The following is a 25,206-nucleotide window of genomic DNA, read 5'->3' on the forward strand; positions in this document are numbered from 1 at the left end:
AGCAACAGCCATGGGTCACCGACTGCCGCCGCGCACAGATCCGTCCGCCGCCGCGGGCGCCCGGCGGCAGTCGGGGCACACTCCGCAGAGTTCGACCGTGTGCCGGACGTTCGCGAAGCCGGAGTCCTGTGCGACGGCTTCGGCCCAGTCCTCGACCGGGCCGGAGTCGACGGGGCGGCTCAGACCGCATTCCGTGCAGATGAGGTAGTGGCGGTGGCCCGGGCCGGGGCGGTAGCGGAAGAGGCGTTCGCCGCTCGCGTCGCGGACCAGGTCGGCCCGGCCCGCGCCGGCCAGCCGGGTCAGGGTGCGGTAGACCGTGGACAGGCCGACCGGTGTGCCGTCGGCGGCGAGCCGGGCGTGGAGGGCCTGGGCGCCGATGAAGCCGTCGGCCCGGATGAACGCCTTGAGGACGACGGAGCGTTGCTGGGTGCGGCGCCCGATCAGCGTGACTTCGGTGGGGGTGCGTTGCCGGGTGCGTGCCATCGGCGTGCCTCGCTCAGGTGCTCATGGGCCGGTGGGGACAGCGGGTGGTGTGCGCGGGACGCGCGGGGCGTCGTATCAGGAACGTGGCGGCGTGGACGGCCGTGGCGACGGCCATGACGGCGAAGCTCGGCGGCATCTTCGGCACCGCGTAGGAAGCGAACAGTCCCGCCCACATCTCCAGTACCGCCAGCCCGGCGGACAGGGCGAGTGCCTGGTAGGGCCGGTCGGTGAGCCGGACGGCGGCTCCTGCGGGGGCGGCGAGCAGGCCGAGCAGAAGCAGGGAGCCTACGGCCTGGGTGGCCTCGGCGGCGCTGATGCCGGCGAGGGCGAGGAAGCCGTGACCGAGCAGGCGCACCGGCACCCCGCGGGCGCCGGCCACGGCCTCGTCGAGCGTGGCGAACAGCAGCGGCCGGGCGATCAGCACCACCAGCAGGGCGACCCCGGCGGCCACCAGGGCGGCGACGATCGCGCTGCTGGCGGAGATGCCGAAGACGGAGCCGAACAGCACGCTGATGCCGGCGGTGCCCTTGCTGGTGCTGCGGGAGGTCGTGTAGAGGGTGATGAAGAAGGCGCCCAGGCCCAGGATCCAGGAGAAGACGCTGCCGATGACCACGTCGTCGGGGCGCGCCCGGCGGCCGAGGGCGCCGAAGAGCACGGCCATGCCGATGGTGGCGGCGAACAGGCCCAGGCGCAGGTCGACGCCGAAGGCGAGGGTGGCCATCGCGCCGGTGAAGGCGACGTGGCTGAGCGCGTCGCCGGTGAAGACCTGGGCGCGTAGCACCAGGAAGTAGCCGACCAGTCCGCAGGCCGCAGCGATGGCGGTCCCGGCGAGGAAGGCGTGCTGGAAGAACGGCTGGGTCAGCGGTGAGGCGGCGAGCAGGCAGGTCATGCCGTCACCTCCCGGACCGCGGCCGGTACGGCGCCTCGGCGGCCGAGCACCTCGCGCAGCGAGCGCCGGCCCAGGGCGAGCAGGTACCCGGCGAAGGCGATGGTCGTCACGAAGAAGCCCAGCGGGTAGGGCGAGTAGTAGGCGGCGGTCAGCCCGAGCCAGGTCGCGGCGAACGCCAGCAGGACGGCCAGGGCCAGACTCAGGGCCGGGCGGGTGGTGAGGACCTGGGCGGTGGCGGCCGGGATCACCATGAGCGCGAAGACCAGGAGGGTCCCGGTGATCTGGCTCGCCTCCGCCGTGGCCGCGCCGAGCAGGACGAGAAAGCCGACGGACAGCGCGCGGTCCGGCACCCCGCGTCCGGCGGCCACCGTCGGGTCGACGGAGGCGAACAGCAGCGGCCGTCCGATCACCGCCAGCACGGCCAGCACCAGCGCGCCGACCACGGTCAACAGGGTCACCTGCGCCGAGGTGATCCCGAGGAAGGTGCCGAAGAGGATGGTCTGCGGCCCCTCCAGCAGCCCCCGGTACAGGGCGGTGAACAGGAACCCGGAGGCGAGCAGGAACGCCTGCACGGTCCCGGCGAGCGCGGACTCCTCGTGGTCACCGCCGGCGCGCAGGGCCGCGAGGACCAGCGCGGCGGCCACGCACAGCGTGAAGTAGCCGTAAACCGCGCTCACTCCGAGCAGGAGCGCTCCGGCCGCGCCCGGAAAAGCGACCACGGAGACGGTGTGCGCGGCGAACGTCTGCCGCCGCAGCACCACGAACCATCCCACCACCGCGGAGACCACGGCCACGACCGCGCCCGCGCGGAACGCGTTGAGCATGAAGGGGTACGACCACATCTCATGGACGTCGGCGAGGAGGTTCCACGACCAGGCCGGCGCCCCCGTCTCAGCGAGCATCATGACCGCTTCCCGGGGTGTCGTGCCGATCGGTGTGCACCGCGGGCGCCGGCCGGCCCACCACGACCAGCCGTCCGCCCGCGGTCCGCAGCACCTCGATCGGTGTGCCGTACAGCCGGGTCAGTGTCTCGGAGGTGATGACCTCGGCCGGTGTGCCGGAGGCGGCCCCGCCCTCGGCCAGGTACACCACCCGGTCCAGACGGTGAAGTATCGGGTTCACGTCATGGGCGACCATCACCACCGACACCCCCTTCTGATGGCAGATGCGCCCGATCAGCGCGGCGACCGCACTTTGGTTGGTCAGGTCGAGGCTGTCCAACGGCTCGTCCAACAGCAGCAGTTCGGGCCTGCGCACCAGGGCCTGGGCGATCAGCAGCCGCTGCTGCTCACCGCCGGAGCAGTGACCGATCGGCCGGTACGCGTACGCCGACGCCCCGACCAGCTCGATCACCTCGTCCACACGTGCGCGGGCGGCCCGCCGGCGCGCGCTCGGGAGCGGCAGCGGCACCCCCCACCGGTCGCCGTCCAGGCCCAGGCGCACCACATCCACGCCACGGATCCGCAGGGAGGCGTCGAAACTGCGGCGCTGCGGCAGATAGCCGACGCGGTCGTTGGCCTGACCGGGCCGAGCGCCGAGCACCCGCACCTCACCGGCGGCCGTCGGCAGGGCGCCGAGCAGCACCTTGATCATGGTGGACTTGCCGACGCCGTTGGGGCCGAGCACGGCGGTGAACTCGCCGGCCCCGATGCGAAGGTCCACGCCCGACCAGAGCGTACGGCCGCCGACCTGAACGGCCGCCCCGCGCAGAGCGGCCACCGGGGCGCCTCCGCCGTCCGGTGCGGTGTCGTGACCACCGGTCCGGCGGGTGGGGAGGGTGTGGGCGCTGTGGGTGACGGCCTCGCGGGCCTTCGCGATCGGGTTCATGACGTCAGCTCACTTTCCGGTCGCTTTGTGCAGGGCCTGCTCGATGCCCTGGAGCTGGGCGGTCTGCCACTGCTGGAAGGAGGCGCCCGCCGGGGTGAGCGTCTCGGTGACGGTGGCGACGGGGATGCCTTCCGCCTTGGCCTCCTTGACCTGCGCTTGGACGTCCGGCGTGGAGTTCTGGGAGTTGTAGACGTAGACCTTGATCTTCTTGTTCTTGATCTGCTGGTCGATGGTGGCCTTGTCCTTGGCCGTCGGGTCGGAGCCCTCGCTCATCGCGTCCAGGAACGTCTCCGGGGTGAGCATCTTCAGCCCCAGACCCTCGGTGAGCGGTGTGACGATGGACTCCGAGGCGCCGATCGGCGTGCCCGCGTACTTCGCCTTGATGTCGGCGATGAGCTTGTCGTAGCCGGCGAGGGTCGTGGTCTCGAAGGCCGTCTTCTGCTGGTCGAAGTAGGCGGCGTCGGCCGGGTCGATCTTCTTGTAGTCGGCGGTGATCTTCTCGATGACGTGGTGGACGTCGTCGGGGGAGTACCAGCGGTGCGGGTTGCCGCCCGGCTCGATGCCGACCAGGTCGCCGACCTTCAACTGGGTGCGCCCGCTGTTGGGGTTGGCGGCCAGGAGCTTGTCCGCCCAGCTGTCGTAGCCGATGCCGTTGACGATGGCGTACCGGGCGCCGGCCACGGTGCGGGCGTCGGCGGCGGTCGGCTCGTAGTCGTGCGGGTCGGTGCTGGGGTTGGTGATGACGCTGGTCACCTTCACATGGCTGCCGCCGAGCTGGGAGGCGATGCTGCCCCAGAAGTTCTCCGCCGCCACCACCTGGATCGTCTTGCCCGAGCTGCTGCCGCTGCCGGTCGCGGCGGTGTCGCCGGTGTGCGAGGAGGAGGTCGAGCAGGCGGTCGCCGTCAGGGCCGTGAGGCCGGCTGTCGCGGTGACGAGGGCGAGCCTCGCGGCCGGGCGGGCGGAACGGGAGGCGGGGACGGGGGACATGCGGGGCTCCTTCGGGCGGTGCCGGATGGTGGGCGGACACGTGCCGGCGGTGCGGTGACATCGTCACGCTAGATGGAAATGATTTTCACATCAATTGCAAATGAAAACCGTTGCCATCTCTTGCCCCGGGCGTGCGACGGGGCGGGGCTGTCGCCGGCATCGGCGGCGACAGCTCTGGATCGGCGGAGGTCACTGTCCCCGCGAGCGGCTCAGCAGTCGCGGAGCTCTGGCGACTGGTTGAGGATCTGCGCGCGCAGCGAGGTGAAGCGCGTGTGGGTCGCGCCGCCGCGCGCCTCGGGGCGGAAGGCGGCGACGCGGTGGCAGTTCTGGAAGGCGAGAGCCACGCCGAAGTGACGCTCGAGGCTGCCTCGGATCGCGTCGCTGGACAGCGCGCGCAGCAGCTGCCCGCGCTCCTTCTCGGAGGGCGGCGGGGTCTGGTTGTCGGTGAACTCGGCGGTGCCGGACCGCAGTTCGTCCGCGAGGCGGGCGATGAGGTCGTAGGCGTACGGCAGGGAGCTGCGGACCGTTTCCACGAAGTCCTGGTCCCGTACCTCGCCGTTCTCGGCTTCGGCGAGCAGATGCGGGGAGACGTCGAGCGACATGGGATCTGTCCTGTTCTGTGCTGAGGTTCTGTGCTGAGGTTCTGCGGGGCTCGAGGTGGGCCGGGGTCAGGCGACGGCGGCCAGGGCCTCGGGGCCGTGCCGGAAGTCGGGGTCGACCTGGGCGGTGAGGTCCTGTCCGGTGGCGTCGTCGGCCCAGGCGGTGGCGTTGCGTAGATGGAACTCGACGGCTTGCCGCTGGAAGGCCGCCCAGTTCTTGGGGCGGGCGTCGACGGCCGAGCGCAACCGGTCCAGGGTGCGGGTGTTGTGCGGCTCCAGTTCCCCGTGGCCGTGGCCCTGCTCCTGGGCGCGGACGTACGACGACTGCACGCAGTGGGCGAGCAGGTCGTCGCCGACCTGGGCGCGGAGAAAGGCGAGGTCGTCCTTGCCGGTGACCTTGTTGCCGACGATGGCGATCGGGATGCCGAACTCGGCCGCGTGGTCGCGGTACTGGCGGTACACCGAGACGCTCTTGCGGGTCGGCTCGACCACCAGGAACGTCATGTCGAAGCGGGTGAACAGGCCGGAAGCGAAGGCGTCGGCGCCGGCGGTCATGTCGACGACGACGTACTCTCCGGGGCCGTCCACGAGGTGGTTCAGGTACAGCTCGACCGCGCCGAGCTTGGAGTGGTAGCAGGCCACGCCGAGGTCGGTCTCGTCGAAGGCGCCGGTGACCATGAGCGGTACGCCACCGACCGCCTGGACGTGGTGGGAGTGGACCTCGTCCTCCTCCAGCAGCCGCAGCAGGCGGGAGCCGCGGCCGGGCGGGGTCGTCTTGACCATGGCGTCGCGGGACGGGATCCGCGGGTTGGTGCCCCGTAGATAGTCCTTGATCTCCCCGGCCCGCGCGCTGAGCGGCGGCGCGGCGAAGAACTCTTCCTCCTCGAGACCGAGGGCGTACGCCAGGTGCTGGTTGATGTCGCCGTCGATGGCGACGACCGGCGCGCCCGAACGCGCCAGGTGACGGGCGAAGAGGGCCGACAAGGTCGTCTTGCCGCTGCCGCCCTTGCCCGCGAATGCGACACGCATGGTTAACGGCTCCTATTGAAAATGGATGTCATGCGCATAGGCTGGTGGTGCGACGGGGCGGTGTCAAATCAGTCGCGTCTCAACTCACCTGATCCGCAGGCAAGTTGGGCCGTACGTGGGAGGAGTGGGGGTCCCTTTGAGCCTTGCGGAGGAAACAGGCAGATGAGCCATGCGGCATACGGCCCTCGGGGCCGACCTTTCACCCTTGTCGTCTGCGGCTCCTGTGGCGCCGACGCGACCGGCCGGGTGATGGACGCGCTGCGCCGCGCGGTACGGGCCGGCCCGCACGGGGTCATGGTCGTCACTGGCTGCCTGGAGCAGGTGCTGCACTGCCGCTGGGGTCGCGACGTCCATGCCGCAGTGCAGCCGTGCGGGATCGACCGCCGGCCCAGCGGCGCCGTCGTACGCCTGGGGCCGCTCGTGACCGAGGCCGACGCAGAGACGGTCGCCGCGTGGCTGGAGGCCGGAATGCCCGACGACGGCACACTGCCCGACCGCCTGCGCGCGGCCCCGGCGCCACGGCGGGTCGCTCACTTCAACTGACGATGTGGATCACCGGGTGGGGTCAGGAGGAGGGTTCGGGCCGTGCCCGTCCCGCCGGTGACGGCTGGGAGCCGAGTATGTCGAGGGGACCCGGGCGTCGTACTCGGGTGTGTCCGGCTCGGCGGGATGGACGACCAGGCGGTGGTCCGGGGTGCCCTCGAGTTCCATGGACTGGTGGCCGAGGGTGAGGTCGCCGACCTCCGGGTGGTGGAACGTCTTAGGACGCGCCGGACGAGGGCCATACGCGAGTCGGCGCGATCCGCCGCGGCTGAGAGCCATGGGCTGCCGCACGGCTTGCCACGTATCCGTGGTCGTCTCGTCACAACTTCCCCACATTGAGCCGTAGGACGAGCCCCTGCCCTGGTCCGCACTTCACGAACTTCGGGTGTTTGATCATACTGTCCAGGGGCTGTGTCCTTGCGGTCATCGGCGTGGTGGTCGGCGGTCGTTCCGCGGCGGCGGAACGTCGGCGGAACACGTCCGGCCGTGGCCGAACCGAAGGGATCCCGCCCCGGCAGGCCACGGATCGGACGGGGGCGTCGCCACTCCTCGGCCGTTCGCATCAGGACAGGGAGTACGGCCCTCATGCCACAACAGAACACGGCGTCGCCGGACGCGGGTGCCGAACGGCTGGTCGCCGGTCGGTACCGCTTGCTGGCCGTTCTCGGCGAGGGCGGTATGGGCACCGTGTGGCGCGCCCTCGACGAGGTGCTGCACCGCGAGGTCGCCGTCAAGGAGGTACGGCCTCCCGCCGGACTGGCCGCGGCGCAGATCGAGCGGATGTACACCCGCTTGGAGCGGGAGGCCTGGGCGGCGGCGCGTATCAGCGCTTCCGGCGTCGTGACCGTCCACGACGTCGCCACCGACGACGGCCGACCCTGGATCGTCATGGAGTTGGTCCGCGGCCGGTCGCTGGCCGACGTGATCGGCTCCGAGGGCGCCCTCGCACCGCGGGAGGCCGCGCGCATCGGTGCCGAGGTGCTGGCCGCGCTGCGCGCCGCGCACGGTGCCGGAGTGCTGCACCGGGATGTGAAGCCCGCCAACGTCCTGCTCGCGGACGACGGCAGGGTGGTGCTCACCGACTTCGGCATCGCCACCGTGGAGGGGGACTCCGCGCTGACGCTGACCGGTGAGGTCGTCGGCTCTCCCGAGTATTTGGCGCCGGAGCGGGCACTGGGCCGGAACCCCGGCCCCGCGTCGGACCTGTGGTCCCTCGGGGCGCTGCTCTACACGGCCGTCCAGGGCCGTTCGCCCTTCCGCCGGACCACCCCGCTGGCCACTCTGCGCGCTGTCGTCGACGACGAGTTGCCCCCGCCGCACCGGGCCGGGCCCCTCGTGTCCGTCATCGAAGGCCTGATGCGCAAGGACCCTGACGACCGGATGCCGGTCGAACAGGCCGAGCAGGAACTGCACCTCGCCGGTGCCGAAGCCGTCTCCGGGGCCGACACGGCAACGCCGTCCGCCGCCCCGCTGCCCGCATCGGCCACCGGAGAGCTGCCCACCGCCGAGTCCCCGCTCGGGGAGACCGCACCCACGTCCACGGCCACGTCCCCGGTCACAGCCACGACCACAACCGCGGCCCGGACAGCGACTGTTCCGGCGTCACCGTCTGGCCCGGAAGAAGTCACGGACGTCACCGCCGCCGCCCCCGCCGCGCCGGAAACGGGGGCGACGGCCACGGTCGACGTACCGGCGGCGGACATGTCCGCGGCCCCGGTCGACACACCCACCGCCACGGTCGCCACCCCCACGGCCCCGGCACACCCCGACGCCCCCGACTCCCGGGCCCCGGAGGCCGCCTCGGCTTCGGGCAACGACGAGTCGGCCACCGTAGCGGCCGGGCCGGCGGCAGAACCCGTGCCCACAGCCGTCTCCGCGCCGCTCGCGCCCGGGGGCGCCGAAACGTCCGGCCAGGGCCCCGAGCGGCGGAGCCGGCGCGTCGGGTATCTGACCGCGGCGGGAGCGGCCGTGCTCGCGCTGCTCGTCGGCGGTCTGGGCTATGCGCTCGCCGGCGGCGACGGTGGGGGCCGCAAGGGCAGCGGCTCGCCCACGAAGCAGGCGCAGAGCGCCGCCTCCGGCGGGGCGGGCAGCGGGTCGGACCAGACCGCCGAACAGCCCGTCTCGGTCACCGTGCAGGGGGGCGCGACCACGTATGTCGGCGACTGTCCCCCGGCGGACTCACAGGCTCCCTGGTTCACCGCGACCTTCAAGGTCTCCCAGTTGCCCTTCCAGTTCTCGTACCGTTGGGTCTCGGCGAACGGGTCCGTGATCGACCGGCAGTGGCGGACGCTGGCCTTCCCGGAAGGCGGCCCCCGCACCCATCAGGAGACGGTGCGCCTGTCGACGTACGCGCAGACCGGAACGCTCCGCAGCAAGATGGCCGTCGAGATCCGCTCGCCGTTCGAGGCGGTGTCCAACGCGGTGCCGTTCTCGGTGACATGCGACTCGACGACGGGCGGTTAGTGCTGCGACCGGAAAGGTTCGCCGGCTCGCGACGCCCGGCAAACCTTGTCGGCCACAGCACTGGTGACCGGGCATCAAGGCCGGTGCTGCGCAACCGAGTCATTCCCGCGCATCCGCCATACTTCAACCAGTACGAGTCGGATCGCTTCCGGGCCGGCTCGGACATCACCGGTCAAGTGAGAGCTGCTGGACCGGAGTTCTGTGGGAGTGAGGTACCGCTCCCCTCCTCGTAGCGGATCAACCGCAGGGTGCGGTTTCTCTGCCCGCACCCGAGACTTTCGCAAGGAGTTTCTGTGTCGTCGGTCATCGTGGGACGCACGGGTCCCTTCGCCGGTCAGAGCGTGGTTCTGGGCAGCGCCCCGTTGCGGTTCGGACGCAAGAGTGACAACGACGTCATCATCGTCAGCGTGAGCGCCTCCCGCCTGCACACCGAGATCGTGGCGGAGGAGGGCGCGTACGTCCTCTACGACCGCAGCAAGAACGGCACCTTCGTCAACGAGGAGCGCGTCACCCGTCATGTGCTCGCGCCCGGCGACTCCATACGCATCGGCGACGAGACCTTCCTGTTCGAGACGCAGGAGGCCCTGGAGACGGTCATGGACCTCTCCCAGCTCGACCTGCCCCGCTCGAATGCGGCGGCGAACCCGGGCGAGCTGCGGGTCACGGTGACCGGAGGCGGCCCGGTCGGCCTTGCCTTCGCCCTGCTGCTGGAGAACGCTCTGTCGGGGCGGGTCGCCATCACCGTCTACGACGGCCGGTGGATCAGGAACGGCTCCACCGTGGTCTGGAAGGACGAGACCCAGGGCAACGTGCGCCGCCAGCAGGTCGTCACCGTCCAGAGCCGGCAGTACCTCGCACTCACCGACGAGATGCGGTCGGCGCTGTTCGACGCGGGCGGATTCTCCGAGATGTGGCCCCTGGGACCGGACTCCGTGGACGGCCGCCCGCCGCGCAACATCCGGATCGCCTACATCGAGGACAAGCTGCTGGAGCTGGCCAACGCCAAGCCCGCGATCCGCCTGGTGCCGAAGCGGTTCGATCCGTCGGAGCAGCAGAACCGGCTCTCCCAGGAACACGTCCTGGTGATCGGTGAGGGCGGCCGGTCGCGCACCCGAGAGCACTTCGCGGACCGTTTCGGCGCGGCCGACTCCTCGATCTACTCCCTCGACGGGGAGCACCTTCAGGACCTGGTGCTGGGACTGCGGGTCAAGTCCCAGCTCTCGGACCCCATGAGCGTCCTGCTCACCGTGGCGCAGAACCGGTTCCTGCTCAACTCGCTGCGTGGCGAGGGGTTCCTCAACATGAGGCTGACCCGGGAGGAGGCCGGCAACGTGATCGGCATCGACCCGGTCCGGCAGGTCTTCGAGGAGTGCGTCGCGGCCCGGCCCTGCCTGATGAGCCGCCAGGAGGACAACGAGTTCGTCTGCCCGACCCATGGCACCCTGTTCCTGCCCGCCCTGCTGCGCAGCTCGCCGCTGTGGAAGCGGATCCGGGAGGGCCTGCGGCTGTTCGGCGTCGCCGAGGACGATCTCACCGCCATCACCTCGTTCCGGCTGGACATGGTGCAGCGGCCCCGGTTCACGGCCCAGCTCACCCGCCCCACCGCCACGACCCCCGGAACCTACGGCTTCCTGCTGGGCGACGCGGCCAACGCCATCCACTTCTGGCCCGGCCGTGGCCTCAACAGCGGCCTCGCGTCGGCCGTTTCCCTCGCCCGTTCCCTCAGCCGGGTCTGGCAGGGCCGTCCGCTGCGCGACGCCGACTTCATCCGGCACGAGGCGGCGATGTCCATGCTTCAGTACAGGCACAAGAGCCGGGCCTGGAACGCCATGGTCACCACCGACGAACGAGGCACGACCCGCGCCATCAAGGACATCATCGCGGACAGCATGGAGGGGGACCGGGTCGTCGCCGAACCCGGCGCCGAGCGGTCCGATCTGGACATCCTGCTGGACCGCATGGGCGCGATCCGCGAGCGCCTCGCTCCCCGCCTCCCCGGAATGCCCGGCGACGAGGAACTGCGCAGCCACCTGTCCGCCCTGGCTCCGTCTACCCTGCGGACCCTCCAGGAGAGCGGTGCCTGGGACACGCTGATCGTCGGCGGCGAGGAGGCCGACATCGACATCTTCTACCAGTCGGACTCCCCGGTCTTCGTCGGCCGCCCCGCCGATCCGCGCGTCATGGGCCGGCCGGCGGACCCGCGGCAGCCGGGGGCGCTCGACCCGGCGTGATGCCAGGACTCCGTCCCTGAGATCGCAGGGTCGTATCTCGTCCCGCTGCCGGAAGAAGGGGCCCGGCACATGTCGGGCCCCCCTTTCGCGATCCACCACGCAGAGCCGGAGACGGCCACGGCGTTCAAGTCGCCACACATACGATCAAGTCATGAACGCATGGAATGAGAGCCTGGACGCGGCGGGGATCCGGGAACCGGCGCTACGCAGGGACTACGACGCCCAGCGCCGCCTGGTGTCGCGCTTCCGCCGTACCTCATATCTGGCGGTTCAGCTGCTGCTCCCGCGGCCGATGCTGCCCCATGTGGTCGCGGCGACGGCCGTGATGCACCACGGGGACAACCTTCTGGACACCGGTACGAAGACGCAGCGAGCCGCGAGGTGGGCGTCTTGGGAACAGCAGGTGCGTCAGGTGCTGGACACCGGTGTGAGCGGTGATCCGCTGCTCCGCACGCTGGCTCACACCATCGCGGCGCACCCGCGGCTTCGCAGGACAGTGGAGGAGTATCTGTCCACCGCTACAGCCGAGTTGGAGTTCGCCGGATTCCACGACGAGGCGGACTACCAGGCCTATGTCGATGCCTATTCACTGCCCGCGTTCATGCTGGTCGGCGCGCTGGTGGGGCCGGAGAAGGACGACGGGTCGTATCGGGCGGCCTGCCGGACGTTCATGGACGGCAGCCAGCGGCTGGACTTCGTCAACGACATCGCGGAGGACCTGCGGGAGGGACGGCTGGGCATCCCGGCGAAGACGCTGGAACTCTTCTCCGTCAAGCTGGAGGACATGGCCGCGGGGCGCGAAGCACCGGGCGTGCGGGAGCTGGTGGCCCATGAGGTCGGACAGGCGCGTACGACCTTGCAGGCGGCGAGGGAACTGCCCGCTCTGGCTCCGGCGCCCTACCGTCCGCTGATGGGCGCGCTGATCGAGGTCGAGCTGCTGACCGCTGATGCCGCGCTGGCGCGTGGTGCCGAGCTGCTGCGCGGCTCGGCGAGGCCGTCGCCGGTGCCGGCGCTGCGGGTACTGCTGGGCGCTCGCCGAAGGGCGCGCAAAGGAGGCTGACCGCTGTGCCGTTCACCAGCGGGGGGCGCCTTCGGCGAGCTGGAGTTCGCCCCTGCCGAAGGAGAAGTTCTCGATCGGGACCGGAACCAGTGCGATGAAGACGTCGTCGGGCGAGATGCCGAGCGCCTCGACCACCAGCTTGTTGATGGCAGCGCTCACGGCCTTCTTGTCCTCCAGAGGACGATGAGCCCCGAGGAGCACCGTGATGATCATCGCGTCGCTGCTGCGCTGCATACCCATGAACGTCGGGTCCAGGAAAATTTCGCTGTCACCGTGTTCGCTGATCACGATGAAGCGGTCGCCCTCGGGGATACCGAGTGCCTCTATCAGGGACTGGTTGAGCGCATCGGCGAGGGCGCGCTTCTGGTCCGGCGAGAAGCGGTTGGCGGGAATGTGAGCGTTGAAAACGGGCATGAGGTTCTCCTGCGATAGTGCGGTCAGGAGGCCGCCGACGGGAAAGTCCGGAGGCCCTCGATCACGTCACGGCCCTTGGCGGTGTCCGCGTACAGTCGCGCCTCCGTGATCAGCCCGTCGGAGCAGGTGAAGAGCAGGCAATGTTCGTTTTCCATGGTGCGCCCGTTACTCGCCTTCGCCCTGGCCGTTACGGGAACCACGACGTGTGACCCGGCGTCGAGCACCGCGTGTGCGTCGTAATTGAAATACTCGTAGTAATGATCGAAGAGGTCCCGATAAAAGGCGAGAAATCCTTCGCGGCCGTGGAATGTGCCGCCATAGGGCAGGGAGGTGGGGAAATGGAAAACCACATCCGGTGACATCAGGGCCACCAGATCGGATGAATCGTTCTTCTCGAATCCGGAATAGGCGCGTCGGCAGGCGTCCACGACCGCCTGGTTGTGCGACATGTTTCCTCCTGCTTGGGGCGGGGCCGGGAGTGGGAGGTGGGGGAGCGAATCGAGCGAATCCGTCGAGGCTAAGTCTTCATCTGGAACCCAGGTGGCGTCAAGGCTGAGTTCCAGATGGCAACCCTGGCGTATTCTGAGGTCATGGAGTGGGGAGAACTTGATCTGGGCAACTGCAGCATCGCTGCGACCCTGGCCCTGGTCGGCGAGCGATGGACTCTGCTCATCCTGCGCGAGGTCTTCGCCGGGCTGCACCGCTTCGACGAGATCGCCGACCATCTCGCGATCTCCCGTCGGGTCCTGACCGAACGCCTTCGGCAACTGGTCGACGCCGGCCTGCTGGAACGCCGCAGCTACCAGGAGGCCGGGCAGCGCTCCCGCCACGAGTACCACCTGACGCCCCAGGCGCACGACCTGCAGTGGGTGCTGGCCGCCCTCCTCCAGTACGGCGACGCCCATCTCGCCGACGGTGCGGGCGGCGCGCCCGTGGTGCTGCGGCATTCCGGCTGCGGCGGCCCCGTTCACGTCGAGCTGCGCTGTTCCTGCGGGCACGAGGTCGCCGGCTCGGAGGTGGAACCGGCCCTGGGCCCGGGCGCGGTCAGGCTGTAGGGGTCTTGCTCTCGGAGGTCAGTACCCGACTCGGAAGGTCGCGTCCTGCCGGTCCGCGGCCGTGGAGACCGGGTCGATGCGCAGTACGTAGTCGGAATGGCGGATGTACCGGGCCGGGTAGTTGTACGACCGGAACGATGCCCAGCCCGAGTCCGCCAGGCCCGGGGTGCGATAGAAGGTCGCGTCCCCGGCGAACGTGGACGTGCCGTCGTCGGCATCCAGCCGGAGCCGGTAGTCGTGGTGGCGCAGGTGGCGCGTCGGGTAGTTGACCGACTGGAAGGAGACGCCCGCCGAGTCCGCGAGGCCGGGGACCAGTTTCCACTGCGAGTCGAGATACGGGTCGATCGGGTACTCGTCGATGCGGCCGACGAAGTCGGCATGGCGGATGTAACGGGCTGGGTAGTTGTACGACTTGAGGCGGTTGCTGCTCGGAGTTCCCCAGAACGCCAGCAGTTCGGTGTACTCGGCCGATGTGATCGCGCGGATGCCGCAGTGCTTGGAGTTGACCGGCTGGGTGTAGGTCTTCTGGTCGAGCGCGGTCCAGGTGCCCGTCGACAGATCACCGGACTGCCAGACGTAGAAGACGCCGTTGGGCGTGTAGGTGTCTCCGTAGAGGTACCAGGTGTTGGAGCCCAGGGACTTGACCAGCTCTGGGGCCTCGGTGCCGCCGTGCGCGACGGCCGTGCTGAACTCCGTGAAACTTCCCGGGTCGAGCGACGTGGAGCGCGCGCCCACCAGTGTCTGGTTCTTCTTGAAGTAGAGGTAGTTGACGCCAGAGACGCTCACCGCCATGTCGCCGTCGATCACGTCGTAGCCCGGGTCGAAGAAGACCTGCGGCTCGGAGGCGGTCAGGAAGTCGGTGGTGTGGTTCACCATGATGACGTTGTGGCCGGTGTCGTCGACGGCCGAGTAGATCACCGCGTATGTGCCCCGGCTCGCGTCCCAGAACGCCTCCGGCGCCCAGGCGTGGGTGTTCATGTCGTGCAGCTTCAGCCGGTGGTAGCCGGTGAAGGTGCACAGGTCGGTCGAGAACCAGACGTGGATGTACTGGCTGACGTACGTCCAGGCGGTGCCCTTGAGGTCGGTGGCGAGGACGACGAACGTGCCGTCCTGCTTGCGCAGGACGAAGGGGTCGCGCAGCCCGAGGTCGCCCTCCGTGGGGGTGACGACGGGGTTGTTCTGGTTCAGCGGTGTCCATTCCAGCCCGTCCTGGCTGACGGCCAGATGGAGGCCGTAGTCCGTGCCGTCGCCGAGACTGGTCGACTCGGTGAAGTAGCACATCACGTAGGCCGAGTCAGCTGCCTCTGCGGTCCCGGCACCGAGGCTGAGCGCGCCGGTCACGGCCAGGGGGGTGGCGGCCGCGAGGCCGAGGAACTGACGGCGGGAGGTGGCCATGCGTGCTCCAGGGGGTGTGTGGGGCCCTTGAGGACAACGGCGGTGCTCGGCATGTCGAACATGGTTCGGTCAACCGTTCAGAAAGTAAGGATCGGGCATGTGCGCGTCAATCCAACGCGGCGATCTCCGCGTGCGGATCGAGCGCGGAGGTCGGCTCGTCCACGAACAGGAACGGCGCGCCGCGGTACAGGCTGCGCGCGGTGCCCAGCTTCTGCCACTGCCCGCCGGAGAGCTGGACACCCCGCTCGTAGCCCTTGAACACGATCGAGTCCCAGCCGTGGGGCAGGCCCTCGACGAGGGTGAGCACGTTCGCGTCCTGCGCGGCCGTTCGGACCCGGTCCATGTCCCGGGGGCGGTCACCGGCGCCGATGGCCACGTTCGCGGCGGCGGTCATCTCCCAGCGCGGGAAGTCCTGGGCGAGCAGGCCTACCGCAGCGAAGACACCGGCACGGTCCGCCTCGCGCAGTTCGACCCGGGCGCCGTTCCCGTCCTCCCACCACACGTCTCCCTCGGCGGGCAGCAGCAGCCCGGCGAGCACCTTGGTCAGGGTCGTCTTGCCGGAGCCGTTCGCGCCCACCAGTGCGGTCACCTCGCCCCGGCGGACCGTCAGGCTGACCTGCTTGAGCGCCGGGACATCGGACCCGGGATAGGTGAACGACACGTCCTGTACGCGCACCCGGTCCACGGCGGCGGGCAGCGCGGTGCCCGCCGCCGGGATGGCGTGTTCGCCCGCCACCTCGACGGCGGTCTCGGTGTCGGTGAGGAACAGCAGTTCCTCGTAGAGCCTGTTGACCTGCTGGACGAGGGAGGTCAGGCGCGCGGTCGAGGTGCGGATGGCGATGACCGCGGTCCCGCCCACGGCGAGCGGCAGCCCCCCGTTCGACAGCAGCCACCACAGCAGCCCGTAGCAGGCGAGCGACGCCAGACCGGCGAAGACGCCGGCGACCAGATCGGTGGAGGCCTGGGCGCGGGCGAGCCGGCGCTGCTCGGCCTCGGTCAGCCGCGACATCTCCTCATAGCCGGCCAGCAGTTTGGTGCCGGCCGCGTGCACGCGGATCTCCCCGGCTGCGTGCGGACGGGTCAGATAGGCCAGCAGCGAAGCGATCGCCCGCCGGTGATCGACCCAGTTCAGCCGCGAGATGTAGTCGCGGCGCGCGGAGCGGACGGCACCCCATCCCTTGGGAAGTGCGATCGCCAGCAGCATCGGCAGCAGCGCCCAGTGCAGCGAGGCCAGCACGACCGCGGCCGCGGCCATCCCGATGAGCACGTTGCCCACACCCACCGAGAGCCGCAGCATGTTCCGCGCGGAATCGGTGCCGAACTTCCCTGCCTCCAGGATGCGTTGGACCTCGGGCCGCTCGGTCGCCTCCACCTCGACGCGGGTGACGGCCGCGTAGTACCGGCCGGACACCGCCCGCTCCACCTGCGGCTCCAGCCGGCCCGACATCGCCGTCGACCACGCCGCCAGCAGCGCCGCCGTCACCGCGGTCGCGCCCAGCAGGACCAGCGACGGCAGGGCGTCACGCAGCTTGTTCGCGGTCGGGCCGTCCGCGAACAGCTCCGTGAGGACGCTGTTGACCGCGACGAGCCCCCATGCCGACGTCACCCCCTGGCCGAGCTGGGCCGCCACGACTCCGGCCAGTGCCCGCGGGTCCGTCTGCCATCCGGTGCGCAGGACCATGCCCATCATGCGGGGCAGGGCGGTGGCCATGTGCCCGAACGACAGCCGGGTCAGCGGGCCTTCGTGGCGTACGAAGGAGTGGTCGTAGCGGAGCCGGCCGCCGTACAGCTCGCGTTCCGCGTTCGAGATCCTGGTGTCTTCGGCTTTCGTGCCCGGCAGCGTGTCGCGGCCCGAGTCGGTCGTCGTCAACGTGGCTCCTTCGAGGTCGTGGCGGTGTTGCCGGGCTCAACGAGGCGACCCCCGGTTTCGAACGCGTGTTTTTCGGTCGGTCTGCGGATCCCGTCCTCAGGCGGTTCGCGAAAGGTGCGGGATGCACGGGGCTTTGCCCCACAAGGGCGCCCGGAGAAAGTGGGGTTGGCCGAAACGTGGCGGTCCTCCGTGGCCGGCCGGTGGGATCAGGGACGTCGGCGGGTGGCGCCCCGGATCATGTGAGTGTTCCGAAGCAGCGAGGAGGTCTCCGTGCAGTTGCGCAACGTCACACCGGACGATGTCGACGCCTACGTCCGGATGCGATGCGACCCGGTGATGATGGCCGAGCTCGGTGGGCCGCTGCCGCGGGAACCCATGCCGGACAAGGTGCGTCGAGACGCCGTAGAGGCGGCGGCCGATGTCTCCTGGATCAAGATGATCGTGCCCGATCCGGACACGCCCGACGTGGTGGCCGGGTCGGTGACGATCTGGTCCCACAACACCGGGGAAGGGCCCGTCTCGGAGATCGGGTGGATGATCCTGCCGCAGTTCCAGGGCCGTGGCCTGGGCAAGCGCGCGGCCTGGACCCTGCTCGAACAGGCGCGGGTCGAAGACCGCTGGGGCGTCGTGCACGCGTTCCCGGCCACGAGCAACGGGGCCTCGAACGGCATCTGCCGGTCCCTCGGCTTTCGCTTCGTCGCCGAGCAGGACGTCACGTTCGCGGACCGGGTGCTGCGAAGCAACCACTGGGCCATCGACCCCCGCACCGAGCTGAAGCCGGCCTGACGGCGGGAGGGCCGGCTGTCACGGATCGGGCGGACCGGTCACAGGGCGTTGAGGAGGATCACGTAGACCGTGGTTCCCAGGCCCACGCTCAGGATGGTGCGGCGGCCGAAGGCCAGGTGCAAGCCGATGGTGACGGCCACGGAGACCAGGGCGTAGAGCAGGGCGTTAGGGTCCTGAGTGATCGTGCCGTGCAGTGCCGACACGGCGAGGATCGCGAGGATGCCCACCGGCATCCACACCGACAGCTGTCGCGCCATCGCCGAGCCGCGCAGGGTGCGCAGCACCGCGAAGGGCAGGGCGCGCAGGGCCAGGGTGATCGTGAAGACGATCACCAGGACGGCTGTCAGATACGAGGTGCTAGGCATCGGCGGTCTCCTCGGCGGGGCGGCGAGCGTGCGATGTCGTAGGCGGGGCCCACGCAGGAGCGGGTGGGGCGCGGGGCGGAGCCGGGGCGTCGGTCGGGCCCCGGCTCCGGCCTGGTTCAGCGCTGTCCGGGCAGGGTGAGCAGACGGGCCAGGGTGGTGCGGCCGCGGGTGGTCGCCCCCGGGTCGTCGTGGAGCGCACCCCGGGCGATGGCGCTCGCCGCGTCGAGGGCGGAGAAGCAGCGCAGCGCGGCCTCCTCCTCGCCGGTCAGCGGGCGTCCGAAGCCCTCGAGGAACGCCGTCCGCAGCTCGGGCCACCGTGCCCAGGGGCCGCGGGCGAGCCGGACGAGGTCGGCGACCGCCGCGTGCGGGCGGGCCCGCTCCAGGCCGACCACCGCGAGCGCGCCGGTCGCGGAGTCGTACAGCCAGTTGTGCTCCCCGAAGTCGCCGTGGGTGTATCCGACGGGCAGCGGGCCGAGCAGCGCCAGCCCGACGGCATAGCGGCGGACGACGTCCCGCTCCGGTGCCGTGATGAGGTCACCGGCGCGTTCCAGGTACGCCTCGGCGTCGGGGACGGCGCGTTCGACCTCGGCCCGTGCCTCGGCGCGGTCCCGGGCGGTGAGGTCCCGGGCGTCGCCGTGGAACCGGCGCAGCCATGCGCCCGCGCGGCGGTGCAGGGCGCGGTGCTGCCCGGAGGTGAGGGCGACGGCACCCACGGGGCGGCCGGGGACCGCGGTCAGCAGCAGGGCCTGGTGGTGAGCGTCGGTCTCCAGCAACTGGGGCACGCTGTCCCGCTCCAGTGCGGGGGCCGCCTCACGGTAGGCGCGGGTCTCGCGGGCGTAGCACGCCGGTGTCGGTGCGACCTTGAGGTACGCGCGGCCGTCGTCGGACGTCAGCTCCCAGACCCGGGAGGGGGTACGGGGCCGGGAGACGTCCCGCACGGACCGGACGGGACCGACGACACCCTCGGCCCAGGCTGTCAGGGTGGGCGGCAGCGGGGTGCGGACGGTCATGCCTCCCTCCTCGGTGCCGGACGTGATGAGGAGGAACGGACGGCGTCACGGGTCAGGGCGCGGACATCTGCGGGCCGTGCGGCGGCACCGGCCCGGGCGCGGACGTCAACTCCGCGCCCGGCGGCGACGGGGCGCGCGGGCCGATTCTCGAACACCGGGTGAGCGGCGGCAGGGGCGGGGACGGGGTTCATGATTCCTCCAGGGCTCGGGCGATGCGGGCGGGACTGCCGAACAGTCGCCCGAACAACCGCCCCGATCATGAACTCGTAACGGGTACCCGGGAGCGAATTCTCGGACAAAGGTTCGAGTGACACGCTTCGCCGCAAGCCGCCCTAGGGGGAATGGTGTGCGTGAGGTTGTTCGATTCCCCCGTGTGGTGGCGAGTGACCCTGCCGGGCGATTGCTCAGACGCCGGTGGACGGAGTGTCAGCTGCGGCGTGGTCCGCGAAGCCCCGCTCGGCCAGCAGGGCGTCGATCTTCGCCCGGTGCGCCTTCTCCCAGGCGTCCAGGGTTTCGTCCGCCTCCTTCGCCAGCTTCTTCCGGGCGGCGGCGAGTATCTCCTCGCGGCGGTCCGCCGGAACCACCACGACGCCCTCCTCGTCGGCCACCACGATGTCCCCGGGACGCACCTGCACACCGCCGCACCGCACCTCGGTGTTGAGGGGTTCCACGGCGTTCTTGGCGCCCGGGATGGGGATGACGCCCCGGGCGAAGACGGGGAAGCCCCTCTCGCGCACCTCCGCGAGATCTCGGATGACCCCGTCGGCCACGAACGCGGTGACGCCCCGGCGCTGGGCGACCGCGCAGACGTTGCCACCGGCCAGGGCGTGGTCCACGTCCCCGGACTCGACGACGATGACCTGGCCGGGCTCGGCACGGTGGATGGCCGCGTGCAGCATCAGGTTGTCGCCGGGAGGGCAGCGCACCGTGAACGCGGGACCGGCCACACGCGGGGCACCGGACCACAGCGGGCGGATGCCGATGTCCATGACCTGCCCGCGGCCGAGCAGATCGGCGAGCGTGGTCGTCGGGACGTCCCGGAACCCGTCGCCGGATTCGATGATGTCGCTCATGGGATCCCTCCGTTCGAGTGGATCATCGAATCTACGCCCGGCGCATGACGGCGGAACAGACGGCGCACATCCGCACGCCGGAGATGTCGGCCGGGTCACATGAACAGGTGTGTGAGCAGTTGCAGGAGATCGCTGGTGGCGTCCGCGGCCCCCAGTGCCGGCAGCGCCCCGAGCGCCAGTGTCGTCGCGGCGAGCGGCCACAGATGCGGGAGCGGAGCGACCTGGAGGGCGGCGATGCGGCGGCTGACCGCGCGGTCGGTGAAGTGCAGTGCGCACACCGGGGCCCGGCGGCCCGCGCTCAGCGCGGCGCGCGCGAGGGCCCGGGCCGTGGTGGAGCGGTCGCCGACGGCGTCGGCCGCCTCTTCGTCCGCCCAGCGCTCGACCAGGAACGCGACCGTGGTGCGGACGGGAGCGAGCAGCGGGTCGGCCGCGGTGGCGAGCGTCATGGCGGTCACCAGCAGGGCGTGCCGGTGGCGCAGATGGGTGCGCTCATGGGCCAGCAGCACACGGCGCTCGGCGGGTTCGAGGGCGCTGAGCATGGCCGAGGTGACCAGGATCCGGCCCGGTGCGCCACCGCTGCCGGGGATGGCGAACGCCTGCGGTACGGGTGAGGCGGCGACGATCAGCTCGGTGTCCGGCGGATGCCCGGCGCACAGGCCGCGCAGCGCGCGCCGGGTGAGGCGCTCGGCACGGGCGGTGCGGTACACCCGCACGGCGACCAGGACGAGGGCCAGTGCGGCGGCCACGGCGACCGTCTCCGGGACCGGGTCGGGCAACCGGTGGCCGTCGGCGCGGGCGTCCGCCGCGACGGGCTGGGCCCGGTCGATCAGGGTGACGGCGAGCAGGAGCAGCGACCAGGTGGTGGCGGCCGCGGTGAACAGGGCGGACGCGGTCAGCACCCGGGCCGCGAGCGCGGGCGCCACCCGCCGGCCGACCACGGGACCGACCACGGCCAGCAGTAGTGAGAGCAGGATCGGCAGGTAGACGTCGATCTTCATGCGGCGCCCCCGTTCGGTTGCCGGTGTGCACCCCCGCCCAGGAGTTCGCGCAGGGCCTGCTCCTCCTCGGGGCTCAGTCCGGTCACGAACTGCTGGAGCGTGGCGATCGGGTCGGGCCCGCGGTCGAGGGCCTCGTGCATGGCCTCGGCGGTGAGCTGGGCCGCGTTCTTGGCGGGCCGGTAGGCGCCGCGCCGCCCGTCCACGTCGCGCAGCACGAGGCCCTTGTCGTAGAGACGCTTCAGGATGGTGTGCACGGTGTTGTAGGCGAGGCCGCCGCCGATGTCGGCCTGGATCTCGGCGGGGGTGAGTGCCTGCTCGGTGGCCCACAGCGTGGCGAGCACCTCGCTCTCCAACTCGCCGGCGCTGCGCCGTTCCGCCCTGCCCTGGGGGCCTCTGCCAGCCATGCCCGCAACCTTACAGCGCGTAGGGAAGCCGCCTGTACCAGCGGTGGAGGCCAACGGGTGCGGCCCGGATCACCCGTTCGGCGCAATGCGATGCGCTGTGACCGGTGTGGCGAGCCGCTTGGTCCTGCAACGCCCTTCCATACGGGATAGCTTGTCCGTGTTTTGCCGACTTCATTCCCGACTCACGCCGTCACCCTACGGCTTGTAGGGTGTGAGGCCCCTACGGTCTGTAGGGAAGTGAGGGGTGGGCCGTGGCCAACAGCTCGAACATCGCGCTCGCAGGAGTCCGCCGGTACGCCGGACCGTCGGTCGCCGGCACCTCGTGGCGCGACCGCGGCCCGGGCCTGATCGCCGTGGTGGCGGGCGCCTTCACCCTGGCCCAGCTCGTCCTCGTAGGGCCGGGCATGGGGCTCGGCTGGGACGAGACGGTGTACGTCAGCCAGGTCAGCGCCCACGCCCCCGCCGCGTACTTCAGCGCACCGCGCGCCCGGGGCATATCCCTGCTGGTCGCGCCCGTCACCCTGTGGTCCTCGTCCACCGCGCTGCTCCGGGTCTATGTGGCGGTGCTGGCCGGGGCCGCCCTGTACCTCGCCCTGCGCGCCTGGCGCGGGCTCTTCCCGGTCCGGGTGCTGGTGTTCGGCGGCGCCCTGTTCGGGAGCCTGTGGATCACCCTGTTCTACGGCCCGCAGGCCATGCCCAACTACTGGGTCGCGATCGGCGCCCTCGCCGGCACCGGCTGCTTCCTGCGCGCCCACGCCGACCCGACCGACCGGGCGGCCGTGTGGGGGGTCGCCGCGAGCGCCGCGCTCATGGCGTGGATGCGGCCCACGGACGCCCTGTGGATCGCCACGCCCCTGCTGGTCGTCGTGGTGTTCCTGCGCCGATGGCGGCGCCGCGCACTGCTGTACGCACTGCTGGCCGGGCTGGTCCTCGGGGCGGCCGAGTGGATCACCGAGGCGTATGTCGCCGACTACGGGGGACTGCTGCGCCGCCTGTCCGAGGGCTCCCGGATCCAGGGCGGCCTGGGCTGGGACATCGCCGTCGCCGACCAGCTGCGCAGCCTCGCCGGACGCGCGCTGTGCCGCCCGTGCACCGGCCCGCTGCCCAACCCCGCGGTGACCGCCTGGTGGTTCGCGCTGCCCCTGCTCGCCGTGCTCGCGGCGTTCGTCGCGGTCGGGGACCGGCGCCCGGCCCGCACCGTGGTGCCACTGGCCTGCGCGGCGACCGCGGCCTTCCCCTACCTCTTCCTGATCGGGTACGCGGCGCCCCGCTTCCTGCTCCCCTCCTATGCCCTCCTCGCGATTCCGGTCGCCGACGGCCTCCTCGATCTGGTCACCGTGCCGGACGGCCGGTGGCGGCCCCTGGTCGGGACGCTCGTGGCGCTCGGGCTGGCGGGCCATCTGGTGGTGCAGTTCACGGTCCTGCACCGCACCGTGGCCCGCACCGACGCCGATCGCCACGGCTGGTCCCGCACCGTCGCCGAACTGCACCGGCTGGGCCTCCGCCCGCCCTGTCTGCTCACCGGGAACGACTCCGTCCCGATCGCCTTCTACGCCGGCTGCTCCTCGGCGGCGACCAGCGGCAGCAACGCCAACAGCACCCCCGCCGGCATCACACGCACCGCACAGCGCATGCCCGTCGCGTATCTGGGCACCTCCACGGGCCGTCCACCGGCGTACACCCATGGCTGGCGCGCCCACTCCTTCGACGGCATCCGCTTGTACATCGCCCCCAGGACCAGCCGCTCGACAGCCCCGGGCGGACACCGATGACGCCGCCGACGACCACGAAGGAGACTCCCGAGGTCCCCGAGGTCCCCGAGGTCTCCGAGGTCTCCGAGGTCCCCGAGGTTTACGAGACTCCGGCGGCGGCGCGCGCCCGGCCCCGGGTCCGGCCGGCACGCGCCTCCTGGCACGCCGCCGTCACCCTCGTGGTGCTCGTGGGCACCGCGCTGCTCGCCCGGCGCCACTGGCCCGTGATCGAGGCGGGCGCCGCCCGGCTCGCGGGCGCCGACCCGGGCTGGCTGCTGCTCGGCGCGACGGCCGCGGCCTCGACCTGGGCCTGCTCGGCCCTCGCCCAGCAGGGCGCGGTGACCGAGGCGCTGCCCGGCGGACGGCTGGTGGCGGCACAGTTCGCCGCCTCCGCCGCCAACCATGTGCTGCCCGCGGGCCTCGGCGCGGGCGCCGTCAATGTGCGCTTTCTGACCCGCTGCGGACTGTCCGTGCCCCGCTCGGCGACCGCGCTCGCGGTCAAGGCCACCGCCGGGACCGTGGCCCGCGGCGCACTGATCGCCGCCCTCGCCCTCGCCGGACCCGGACTGCTGCGGCTGCCGCGCGTCTCCCCGACCGTGGTGACGGCGGCACTGCTCGCGACCTCCGCGCTCCCGTTGCTGCTGCTGTCCGGACCGCTGCGGCGCGCGGTGCGAACCGTGTCGGCGGACGTACGGGCCGTGCACCGGCTGCCCGCCCGGGCGGCCGCCCTGTGGGGCGGATCCCTGGCCTTCCCCTCGCTGCACGCTCTGGTGGTCATCGCGGTCACCTGCTCCCTCGGCCTGCCCGTGCCCCCGGAGCGGGTGGCGCTGGCCTACCTCGCGGCCAGCAGCGCGGCGGTCCTGCTGCCCACGCCGGGCGGCATCGGGTCCCTCGACGCCGCGCTGGCGCTCGCGCTCACGCTCGCCGGAGTGCCCGGCAGCGCGGCGGCCTCCGTGGTCCTCGGCTACCGGCTGCTGACGGTGTGGCTGCCGCTCGTCCCCGGCCTGGTGGTGCTCGGCCTGCTCGTACGCCGCAAGGCCCTGTGATCCGGCGGCTGCCGGGCGGCAGTCAGGATGAGTTCAGGTTCCCGGTGGCAGCGTCGGGCCCCATGAGCCATGAGATACCCGACACAGCGGGGCCGCGGGACCCCGCCGCAGCCGCGCCCGCTCCCCGCACACGCTGGAACAAGGTCCCCGAAGTCACCGCCTACTTCTGGATCATCAAGGTCCTGTGCACGACCGTCGGCGAGACCGCGGCGGATCTGCTCAACGAGAAGGCGGGGCTCGGGCTCACCGGTGTGTCGCTGCTGATGAGCGCGCTGCTCGCGGTCGTGCTCGTCGTCCAGTTCCGCACCCGGGCCTACCGCCCCGGCGTGTACTGGCTCGCCGTGGCCCTGATCAGCGTCGTCGGCACCCTGGTCAGCGACAACCTCACCGACAACATGGGCGTGCCGCTGACGACCACCACCACGGTGTTCGCGATCGTCCTCGCGATCGTGTTCGCCGCCTGGTACCGCGCCGAGCGGACCCTGTCCATCCACCACATCGACTCCACCCGCCGCGAGACCTTCTACTGGCTGGCGGTCCTGTTCACCTTCGCCCTGGGCACCTCGGCGGGCGACCTCGTCGCCGAGCGGATGGACCTGGGCTACTGGGTCTCCGCCGTTCTGTTCGCCGCGGCGATCGCCGCCGTGGCGATGGCCCGCTTCGCTCTCGGCCTGGGCGCCGTGGGGAGCTTCTGGATCGCGTACATCCTCACCCGTCCGCTGGGCGCCTCGATGGGTGATTACCTCTCCCAGCCGACCGGCGACGGCGGCCTCGGCCTGGGCACCGTGGTGACCAGCGCACTGTTCCTCCTGGTCATCCTCGGCCTGGTCATCCGCCTCTCGGTGACCCGCAAGGACGTCATCGAACCCGAACGCGCCGCCGAACACGCGGTGTGACGACTCATCACACATTCAGGATCGATTCAGGT

Annotated in this window: 26 protein-coding genes; 9 read left to right on the forward strand and 17 right to left on the reverse strand. The window is 71.3% G+C overall.

The genetic code is table 11. The features are described from left to right. Positions 1 to 15: 15 nt before the first annotated feature. From ACFYX0_RS06660 to ACFYX0_RS06690, 7 genes are all read right to left on the reverse strand, one after another. Positions 16 to 483 carry a Fur family transcriptional regulator gene (locus tag ACFYX0_RS06660; RefSeq protein ID WP_388967104.1) on the reverse strand — a complete coding sequence of 156 codons (468 nt, stop codon included), beginning with the start codon at positions 481 to 483 and terminating at the stop codon, positions 16 to 18. Between the two features lie 13 nt (positions 484 to 496). Further along, entirely contained in the window at positions 497 to 1,372 is an 876-nt protein-coding gene (locus tag ACFYX0_RS06665; protein ID WP_388967107.1) for a metal ABC transporter permease, read from the reverse strand. Next, positions 1,369 to 2,277 (reverse strand): metal ABC transporter permease, encoded by a 909-nt coding sequence (locus ACFYX0_RS06670; protein WP_388967110.1) that lies wholly within the window; start codon positions 2,275 to 2,277, stop codon positions 1,369 to 1,371. The genes ACFYX0_RS06665 and ACFYX0_RS06670 overlap by 4 nt, the downstream gene beginning before the upstream one ends. Further along, the gene (locus tag ACFYX0_RS06675; protein WP_388967112.1) at positions 2,264 to 3,199 is read right to left on the reverse strand and encodes a metal ABC transporter ATP-binding protein; all 936 of its coding nucleotides are present in this window, start codon (positions 3,197 to 3,199) and stop codon (positions 2,264 to 2,266) included. Before ACFYX0_RS06675 ends, ACFYX0_RS06670 begins: the two co-directional genes overlap by 14 nt. Positions 3,200 to 3,208: 9 nt before the next feature. Beyond that, complete coding sequence (locus tag ACFYX0_RS06680) at positions 3,209 to 4,186, reverse strand: metal ABC transporter solute-binding protein, Zn/Mn family (RefSeq protein WP_388967115.1); 978 nt, start codon at positions 4,184 to 4,186, stop codon at positions 3,209 to 3,211. Positions 4,187 to 4,395: 209 nt separating this feature from the next. After that, positions 4,396 to 4,788, reverse strand: coding sequence for an SCO5389 family protein (locus ACFYX0_RS06685; protein WP_388967117.1), 393 nt, complete (start codon positions 4,786 to 4,788; stop codon positions 4,396 to 4,398). Between the two features lie 66 nt (positions 4,789 to 4,854). Next, positions 4,855 to 5,814, reverse strand: a complete 960-nt coding sequence (locus tag ACFYX0_RS06690) for an adenylyl-sulfate kinase (protein WP_388967120.1) — start codon at positions 5,812 to 5,814, stop codon at positions 4,855 to 4,857. A 162-nt stretch (positions 5,815 to 5,976) separates the two neighbouring features. Here ACFYX0_RS06690 and ACFYX0_RS06695 point away from each other — a divergent pair, with 162 nt between their 5' ends. Next, entirely contained in the window at positions 5,977 to 6,357 is a 381-nt protein-coding gene (locus ACFYX0_RS06695; RefSeq protein ID WP_388967123.1) for a hypothetical protein, read from the forward strand. Between the two features lie 9 nt (positions 6,358 to 6,366). Here ACFYX0_RS06695 and ACFYX0_RS06700 read toward each other — a convergent pair whose 3' ends face one another. After that, entirely contained in the window at positions 6,367 to 6,636 is a 270-nt protein-coding gene (locus ACFYX0_RS06700) for a hypothetical protein (RefSeq protein WP_388967126.1), read from the reverse strand. Between the two features lie 306 nt (positions 6,637 to 6,942). On the opposite strand from ACFYX0_RS06700, the gene ACFYX0_RS06705 reads away from it, so the two are divergent. The 3 genes from ACFYX0_RS06705 (at position 6,943) to ACFYX0_RS06715 (ending at position 12,111) form a co-directional block, all read left to right on the forward strand. Continuing rightward, on the forward strand, positions 6,943 to 8,820 hold the full coding sequence (locus ACFYX0_RS06705) for a protein kinase (RefSeq protein ID WP_388967129.1): 1,878 nt from the start codon (positions 6,943 to 6,945) through the stop codon (positions 8,818 to 8,820). A 293-nt stretch (positions 8,821 to 9,113) separates the two neighbouring features. Continuing rightward, complete coding sequence (locus ACFYX0_RS06710; protein ID WP_388967132.1) at positions 9,114 to 11,051, forward strand: FHA domain-containing protein; 1,938 nt, start codon at positions 9,114 to 9,116, stop codon at positions 11,049 to 11,051. A gap of 151 nt (positions 11,052 to 11,202) precedes the next feature. Continuing rightward, entirely contained in the window at positions 11,203 to 12,111 is a 909-nt protein-coding gene (locus ACFYX0_RS06715) for a squalene/phytoene synthase family protein (protein ID WP_388967135.1), read from the forward strand. 12 nt (positions 12,112 to 12,123) lie between these two features. On the opposite strand, the gene ACFYX0_RS06720 is transcribed toward ACFYX0_RS06715, so the two are convergent. Together ACFYX0_RS06720 and ACFYX0_RS06725 are read right to left on the reverse strand one after the other, a co-directional pair. Then, on the reverse strand, positions 12,124 to 12,525 hold the full coding sequence (locus tag ACFYX0_RS06720; RefSeq protein WP_388967138.1) for a tautomerase family protein: 402 nt from the start codon (positions 12,523 to 12,525) through the stop codon (positions 12,124 to 12,126). Between the two features lie 23 nt (positions 12,526 to 12,548). Continuing rightward, positions 12,549 to 12,974 (reverse strand): nuclear transport factor 2 family protein, encoded by a 426-nt coding sequence (locus ACFYX0_RS06725; protein WP_388967141.1) that lies wholly within the window; start codon positions 12,972 to 12,974, stop codon positions 12,549 to 12,551. A 141-nt stretch (positions 12,975 to 13,115) separates the two neighbouring features. Here ACFYX0_RS06725 and ACFYX0_RS06730 point away from each other — a divergent pair, with 141 nt between their 5' ends. After that, positions 13,116 to 13,580: a helix-turn-helix domain-containing protein gene (locus ACFYX0_RS06730; protein ID WP_355906303.1), complete on the forward strand. Its 465-nt coding sequence runs from the start codon at positions 13,116 to 13,118 to the stop codon at positions 13,578 to 13,580. An 18-nt stretch (positions 13,581 to 13,598) separates the two neighbouring features. On the opposite strand, the gene ACFYX0_RS06735 is transcribed toward ACFYX0_RS06730, so the two are convergent. Both ACFYX0_RS06735 and ACFYX0_RS06740 read right to left on the reverse strand, forming a co-directional pair. After that, entirely contained in the window at positions 13,599 to 14,975 is a 1,377-nt protein-coding gene (locus ACFYX0_RS06735) for a glycoside hydrolase family 43 protein (RefSeq protein WP_388967144.1), read from the reverse strand. Between the two features lie 106 nt (positions 14,976 to 15,081). Then, entirely contained in the window at positions 15,082 to 16,845 is a 1,764-nt protein-coding gene (locus ACFYX0_RS06740; RefSeq protein WP_388967147.1) for an ATP-binding cassette domain-containing protein, read from the reverse strand. A 270-nt stretch (positions 16,846 to 17,115) separates the two neighbouring features. Between ACFYX0_RS06740 and ACFYX0_RS06745 the strand changes: the two genes are divergently transcribed. Further along, positions 17,116 to 17,631 (forward strand): GNAT family N-acetyltransferase, encoded by a 516-nt coding sequence (locus tag ACFYX0_RS06745; protein WP_388967150.1) that lies wholly within the window; start codon positions 17,116 to 17,118, stop codon positions 17,629 to 17,631. A gap of 38 nt (positions 17,632 to 17,669) precedes the next feature. Here ACFYX0_RS06745 and ACFYX0_RS06750 read toward each other — a convergent pair whose 3' ends face one another. From ACFYX0_RS06750 to ACFYX0_RS06770, 5 genes are all read right to left on the reverse strand, one after another. Continuing rightward, the gene (locus tag ACFYX0_RS06750) at positions 17,670 to 17,996 is read right to left on the reverse strand and encodes a branched-chain amino acid transporter permease (RefSeq protein ID WP_388967152.1); all 327 of its coding nucleotides are present in this window, start codon (positions 17,994 to 17,996) and stop codon (positions 17,670 to 17,672) included. 116 nt (positions 17,997 to 18,112) lie between these two features. Further along, the gene (locus ACFYX0_RS06755; protein WP_388967155.1) at positions 18,113 to 19,006 is read right to left on the reverse strand and encodes an aminoglycoside phosphotransferase family protein; all 894 of its coding nucleotides are present in this window, start codon (positions 19,004 to 19,006) and stop codon (positions 18,113 to 18,115) included. A gap of 404 nt (positions 19,007 to 19,410) precedes the next feature. Further along, positions 19,411 to 20,079, reverse strand: coding sequence for an RraA family protein (locus ACFYX0_RS06760; RefSeq protein WP_388967158.1), 669 nt, complete (start codon positions 20,077 to 20,079; stop codon positions 19,411 to 19,413). Positions 20,080 to 20,174: 95 nt separating this feature from the next. Beyond that, positions 20,175 to 21,077 (reverse strand): M48 family metalloprotease, encoded by a 903-nt coding sequence (locus ACFYX0_RS06765; RefSeq protein ID WP_388967160.1) that lies wholly within the window; start codon positions 21,075 to 21,077, stop codon positions 20,175 to 20,177. Continuing rightward, positions 21,074 to 21,481, reverse strand: a complete 408-nt coding sequence (locus ACFYX0_RS06770) for a BlaI/MecI/CopY family transcriptional regulator (protein WP_355906270.1) — start codon at positions 21,479 to 21,481, stop codon at positions 21,074 to 21,076. Before ACFYX0_RS06770 ends, ACFYX0_RS06765 begins: the two co-directional genes overlap by 4 nt. A 251-nt stretch (positions 21,482 to 21,732) precedes the next feature. Here ACFYX0_RS06770 and ACFYX0_RS06775 point away from each other — a divergent pair, with 251 nt between their 5' ends. The 3 genes from ACFYX0_RS06775 to ACFYX0_RS06785 all read left to right on the forward strand — a co-directional run bounded on the left by ACFYX0_RS06775 (position 21,733) and on the right by ACFYX0_RS06785 (position 25,174). Continuing rightward, complete coding sequence (locus ACFYX0_RS06775; protein ID WP_388967163.1) at positions 21,733 to 23,253, forward strand: hypothetical protein; 1,521 nt, start codon at positions 21,733 to 21,735, stop codon at positions 23,251 to 23,253. After that, entirely contained in the window at positions 23,250 to 24,278 is a 1,029-nt protein-coding gene (locus tag ACFYX0_RS06780) for a YbhN family protein (protein ID WP_388967167.1), read from the forward strand. Before ACFYX0_RS06775 ends, ACFYX0_RS06780 begins: the two co-directional genes overlap by 4 nt. A 62-nt stretch (positions 24,279 to 24,340) precedes the next feature. After that, positions 24,341 to 25,174 (forward strand): hypothetical protein, encoded by an 834-nt coding sequence (locus ACFYX0_RS06785; RefSeq protein ID WP_388967170.1) that lies wholly within the window; start codon positions 24,341 to 24,343, stop codon positions 25,172 to 25,174. The last annotated feature ends 32 nt before the right edge of the window (positions 25,175 to 25,206 follow it).

Source organism: Streptomyces sp. NPDC002573 (assembly GCF_042889625.1).
Classification (GTDB): Bacteria; Actinomycetota; Actinomycetes; order Streptomycetales; family Streptomycetaceae; genus Streptomyces; species Streptomyces gibsoniae.

What these genes read in the sequence shown, in the direction of transcription:
- ACFYX0_RS06675 (WP_388967112.1), bottom strand. Translation starts at nt 3,199, where the DNA reads ATGAACCCGATCGCGAAGGCCCGCGAGGCCGTCACCCACAGCGCCCAC.
- ACFYX0_RS06660 (WP_388967104.1), bottom strand. Translation starts at nt 483, where the DNA reads ATGGCACGCACCCGGCAACGCACCCCCACCGAAGTCACGCTGATCGGG.
- ACFYX0_RS06735 (WP_388967144.1), bottom strand. Translation starts at nt 14,975, where the DNA reads ATGGCCACCTCCCGCCGTCAGTTCCTCGGCCTCGCGGCCGCCACCCCC.
- ACFYX0_RS06765 (WP_388967160.1), bottom strand. Translation starts at nt 21,077, where the DNA reads ATGAAGATCGACGTCTACCTGCCGATCCTGCTCTCACTACTGCTGGCC.
- ACFYX0_RS06680 (WP_388967115.1), bottom strand. Translation starts at nt 4,186, where the DNA reads ATGTCCCCCGTCCCCGCCTCCCGTTCCGCCCGCCCGGCCGCGAGGCTC.
- ACFYX0_RS06770 (WP_355906270.1), bottom strand. Translation starts at nt 21,481, where the DNA reads ATGGCTGGCAGAGGCCCCCAGGGCAGGGCGGAACGGCGCAGCGCCGGC.
- ACFYX0_RS06755 (WP_388967155.1), bottom strand. Translation starts at nt 19,006, where the DNA reads ATGACCGTCCGCACCCCGCTGCCGCCCACCCTGACAGCCTGGGCCGAG.
- ACFYX0_RS06665 (WP_388967107.1), bottom strand. Translation starts at nt 1,372, where the DNA reads ATGACCTGCCTGCTCGCCGCCTCACCGCTGACCCAGCCGTTCTTCCAG.
- ACFYX0_RS06720 (WP_388967138.1), bottom strand. Translation starts at nt 12,525, where the DNA reads ATGCCCGTTTTCAACGCTCACATTCCCGCCAACCGCTTCTCGCCGGAC.
- ACFYX0_RS06700 (WP_388967126.1), bottom strand. Translation starts at nt 6,636, where the DNA reads ATGGCTCTCAGCCGCGGCGGATCGCGCCGACTCGCGTATGGCCCTCGT.
- ACFYX0_RS06670 (WP_388967110.1), bottom strand. Translation starts at nt 2,277, where the DNA reads ATGATGCTCGCTGAGACGGGGGCGCCGGCCTGGTCGTGGAACCTCCTC.
- ACFYX0_RS06705 (WP_388967129.1), top strand. Translation starts at nt 6,943, where the DNA reads ATGCCACAACAGAACACGGCGTCGCCGGACGCGGGTGCCGAACGGCTG.
- ACFYX0_RS06785 (WP_388967170.1), top strand. Translation starts at nt 24,341, where the DNA reads ATGAGCCATGAGATACCCGACACAGCGGGGCCGCGGGACCCCGCCGCA.
- ACFYX0_RS06715 (WP_388967135.1), top strand. Translation starts at nt 11,203, where the DNA reads ATGAACGCATGGAATGAGAGCCTGGACGCGGCGGGGATCCGGGAACCG.
- ACFYX0_RS06760 (WP_388967158.1), bottom strand. Translation starts at nt 20,079, where the DNA reads ATGAGCGACATCATCGAATCCGGCGACGGGTTCCGGGACGTCCCGACG.
- ACFYX0_RS06695 (WP_388967123.1), top strand. Translation starts at nt 5,977, where the DNA reads ATGAGCCATGCGGCATACGGCCCTCGGGGCCGACCTTTCACCCTTGTC.
- ACFYX0_RS06730 (WP_355906303.1), top strand. Translation starts at nt 13,116, where the DNA reads ATGGAGTGGGGAGAACTTGATCTGGGCAACTGCAGCATCGCTGCGACC.
- ACFYX0_RS06750 (WP_388967152.1), bottom strand. Translation starts at nt 17,996, where the DNA reads ATGCCTAGCACCTCGTATCTGACAGCCGTCCTGGTGATCGTCTTCACG.
- ACFYX0_RS06685 (WP_388967117.1), bottom strand. Translation starts at nt 4,788, where the DNA reads ATGTCGCTCGACGTCTCCCCGCATCTGCTCGCCGAAGCCGAGAACGGC.
- ACFYX0_RS06780 (WP_388967167.1), top strand. Translation starts at nt 23,250, where the DNA reads ATGACGCCGCCGACGACCACGAAGGAGACTCCCGAGGTCCCCGAGGTC.
- ACFYX0_RS06725 (WP_388967141.1), bottom strand. Translation starts at nt 12,974, where the DNA reads ATGTCGCACAACCAGGCGGTCGTGGACGCCTGCCGACGCGCCTATTCC.
- ACFYX0_RS06690 (WP_388967120.1), bottom strand. Translation starts at nt 5,814, where the DNA reads ATGCGTGTCGCATTCGCGGGCAAGGGCGGCAGCGGCAAGACGACCTTG.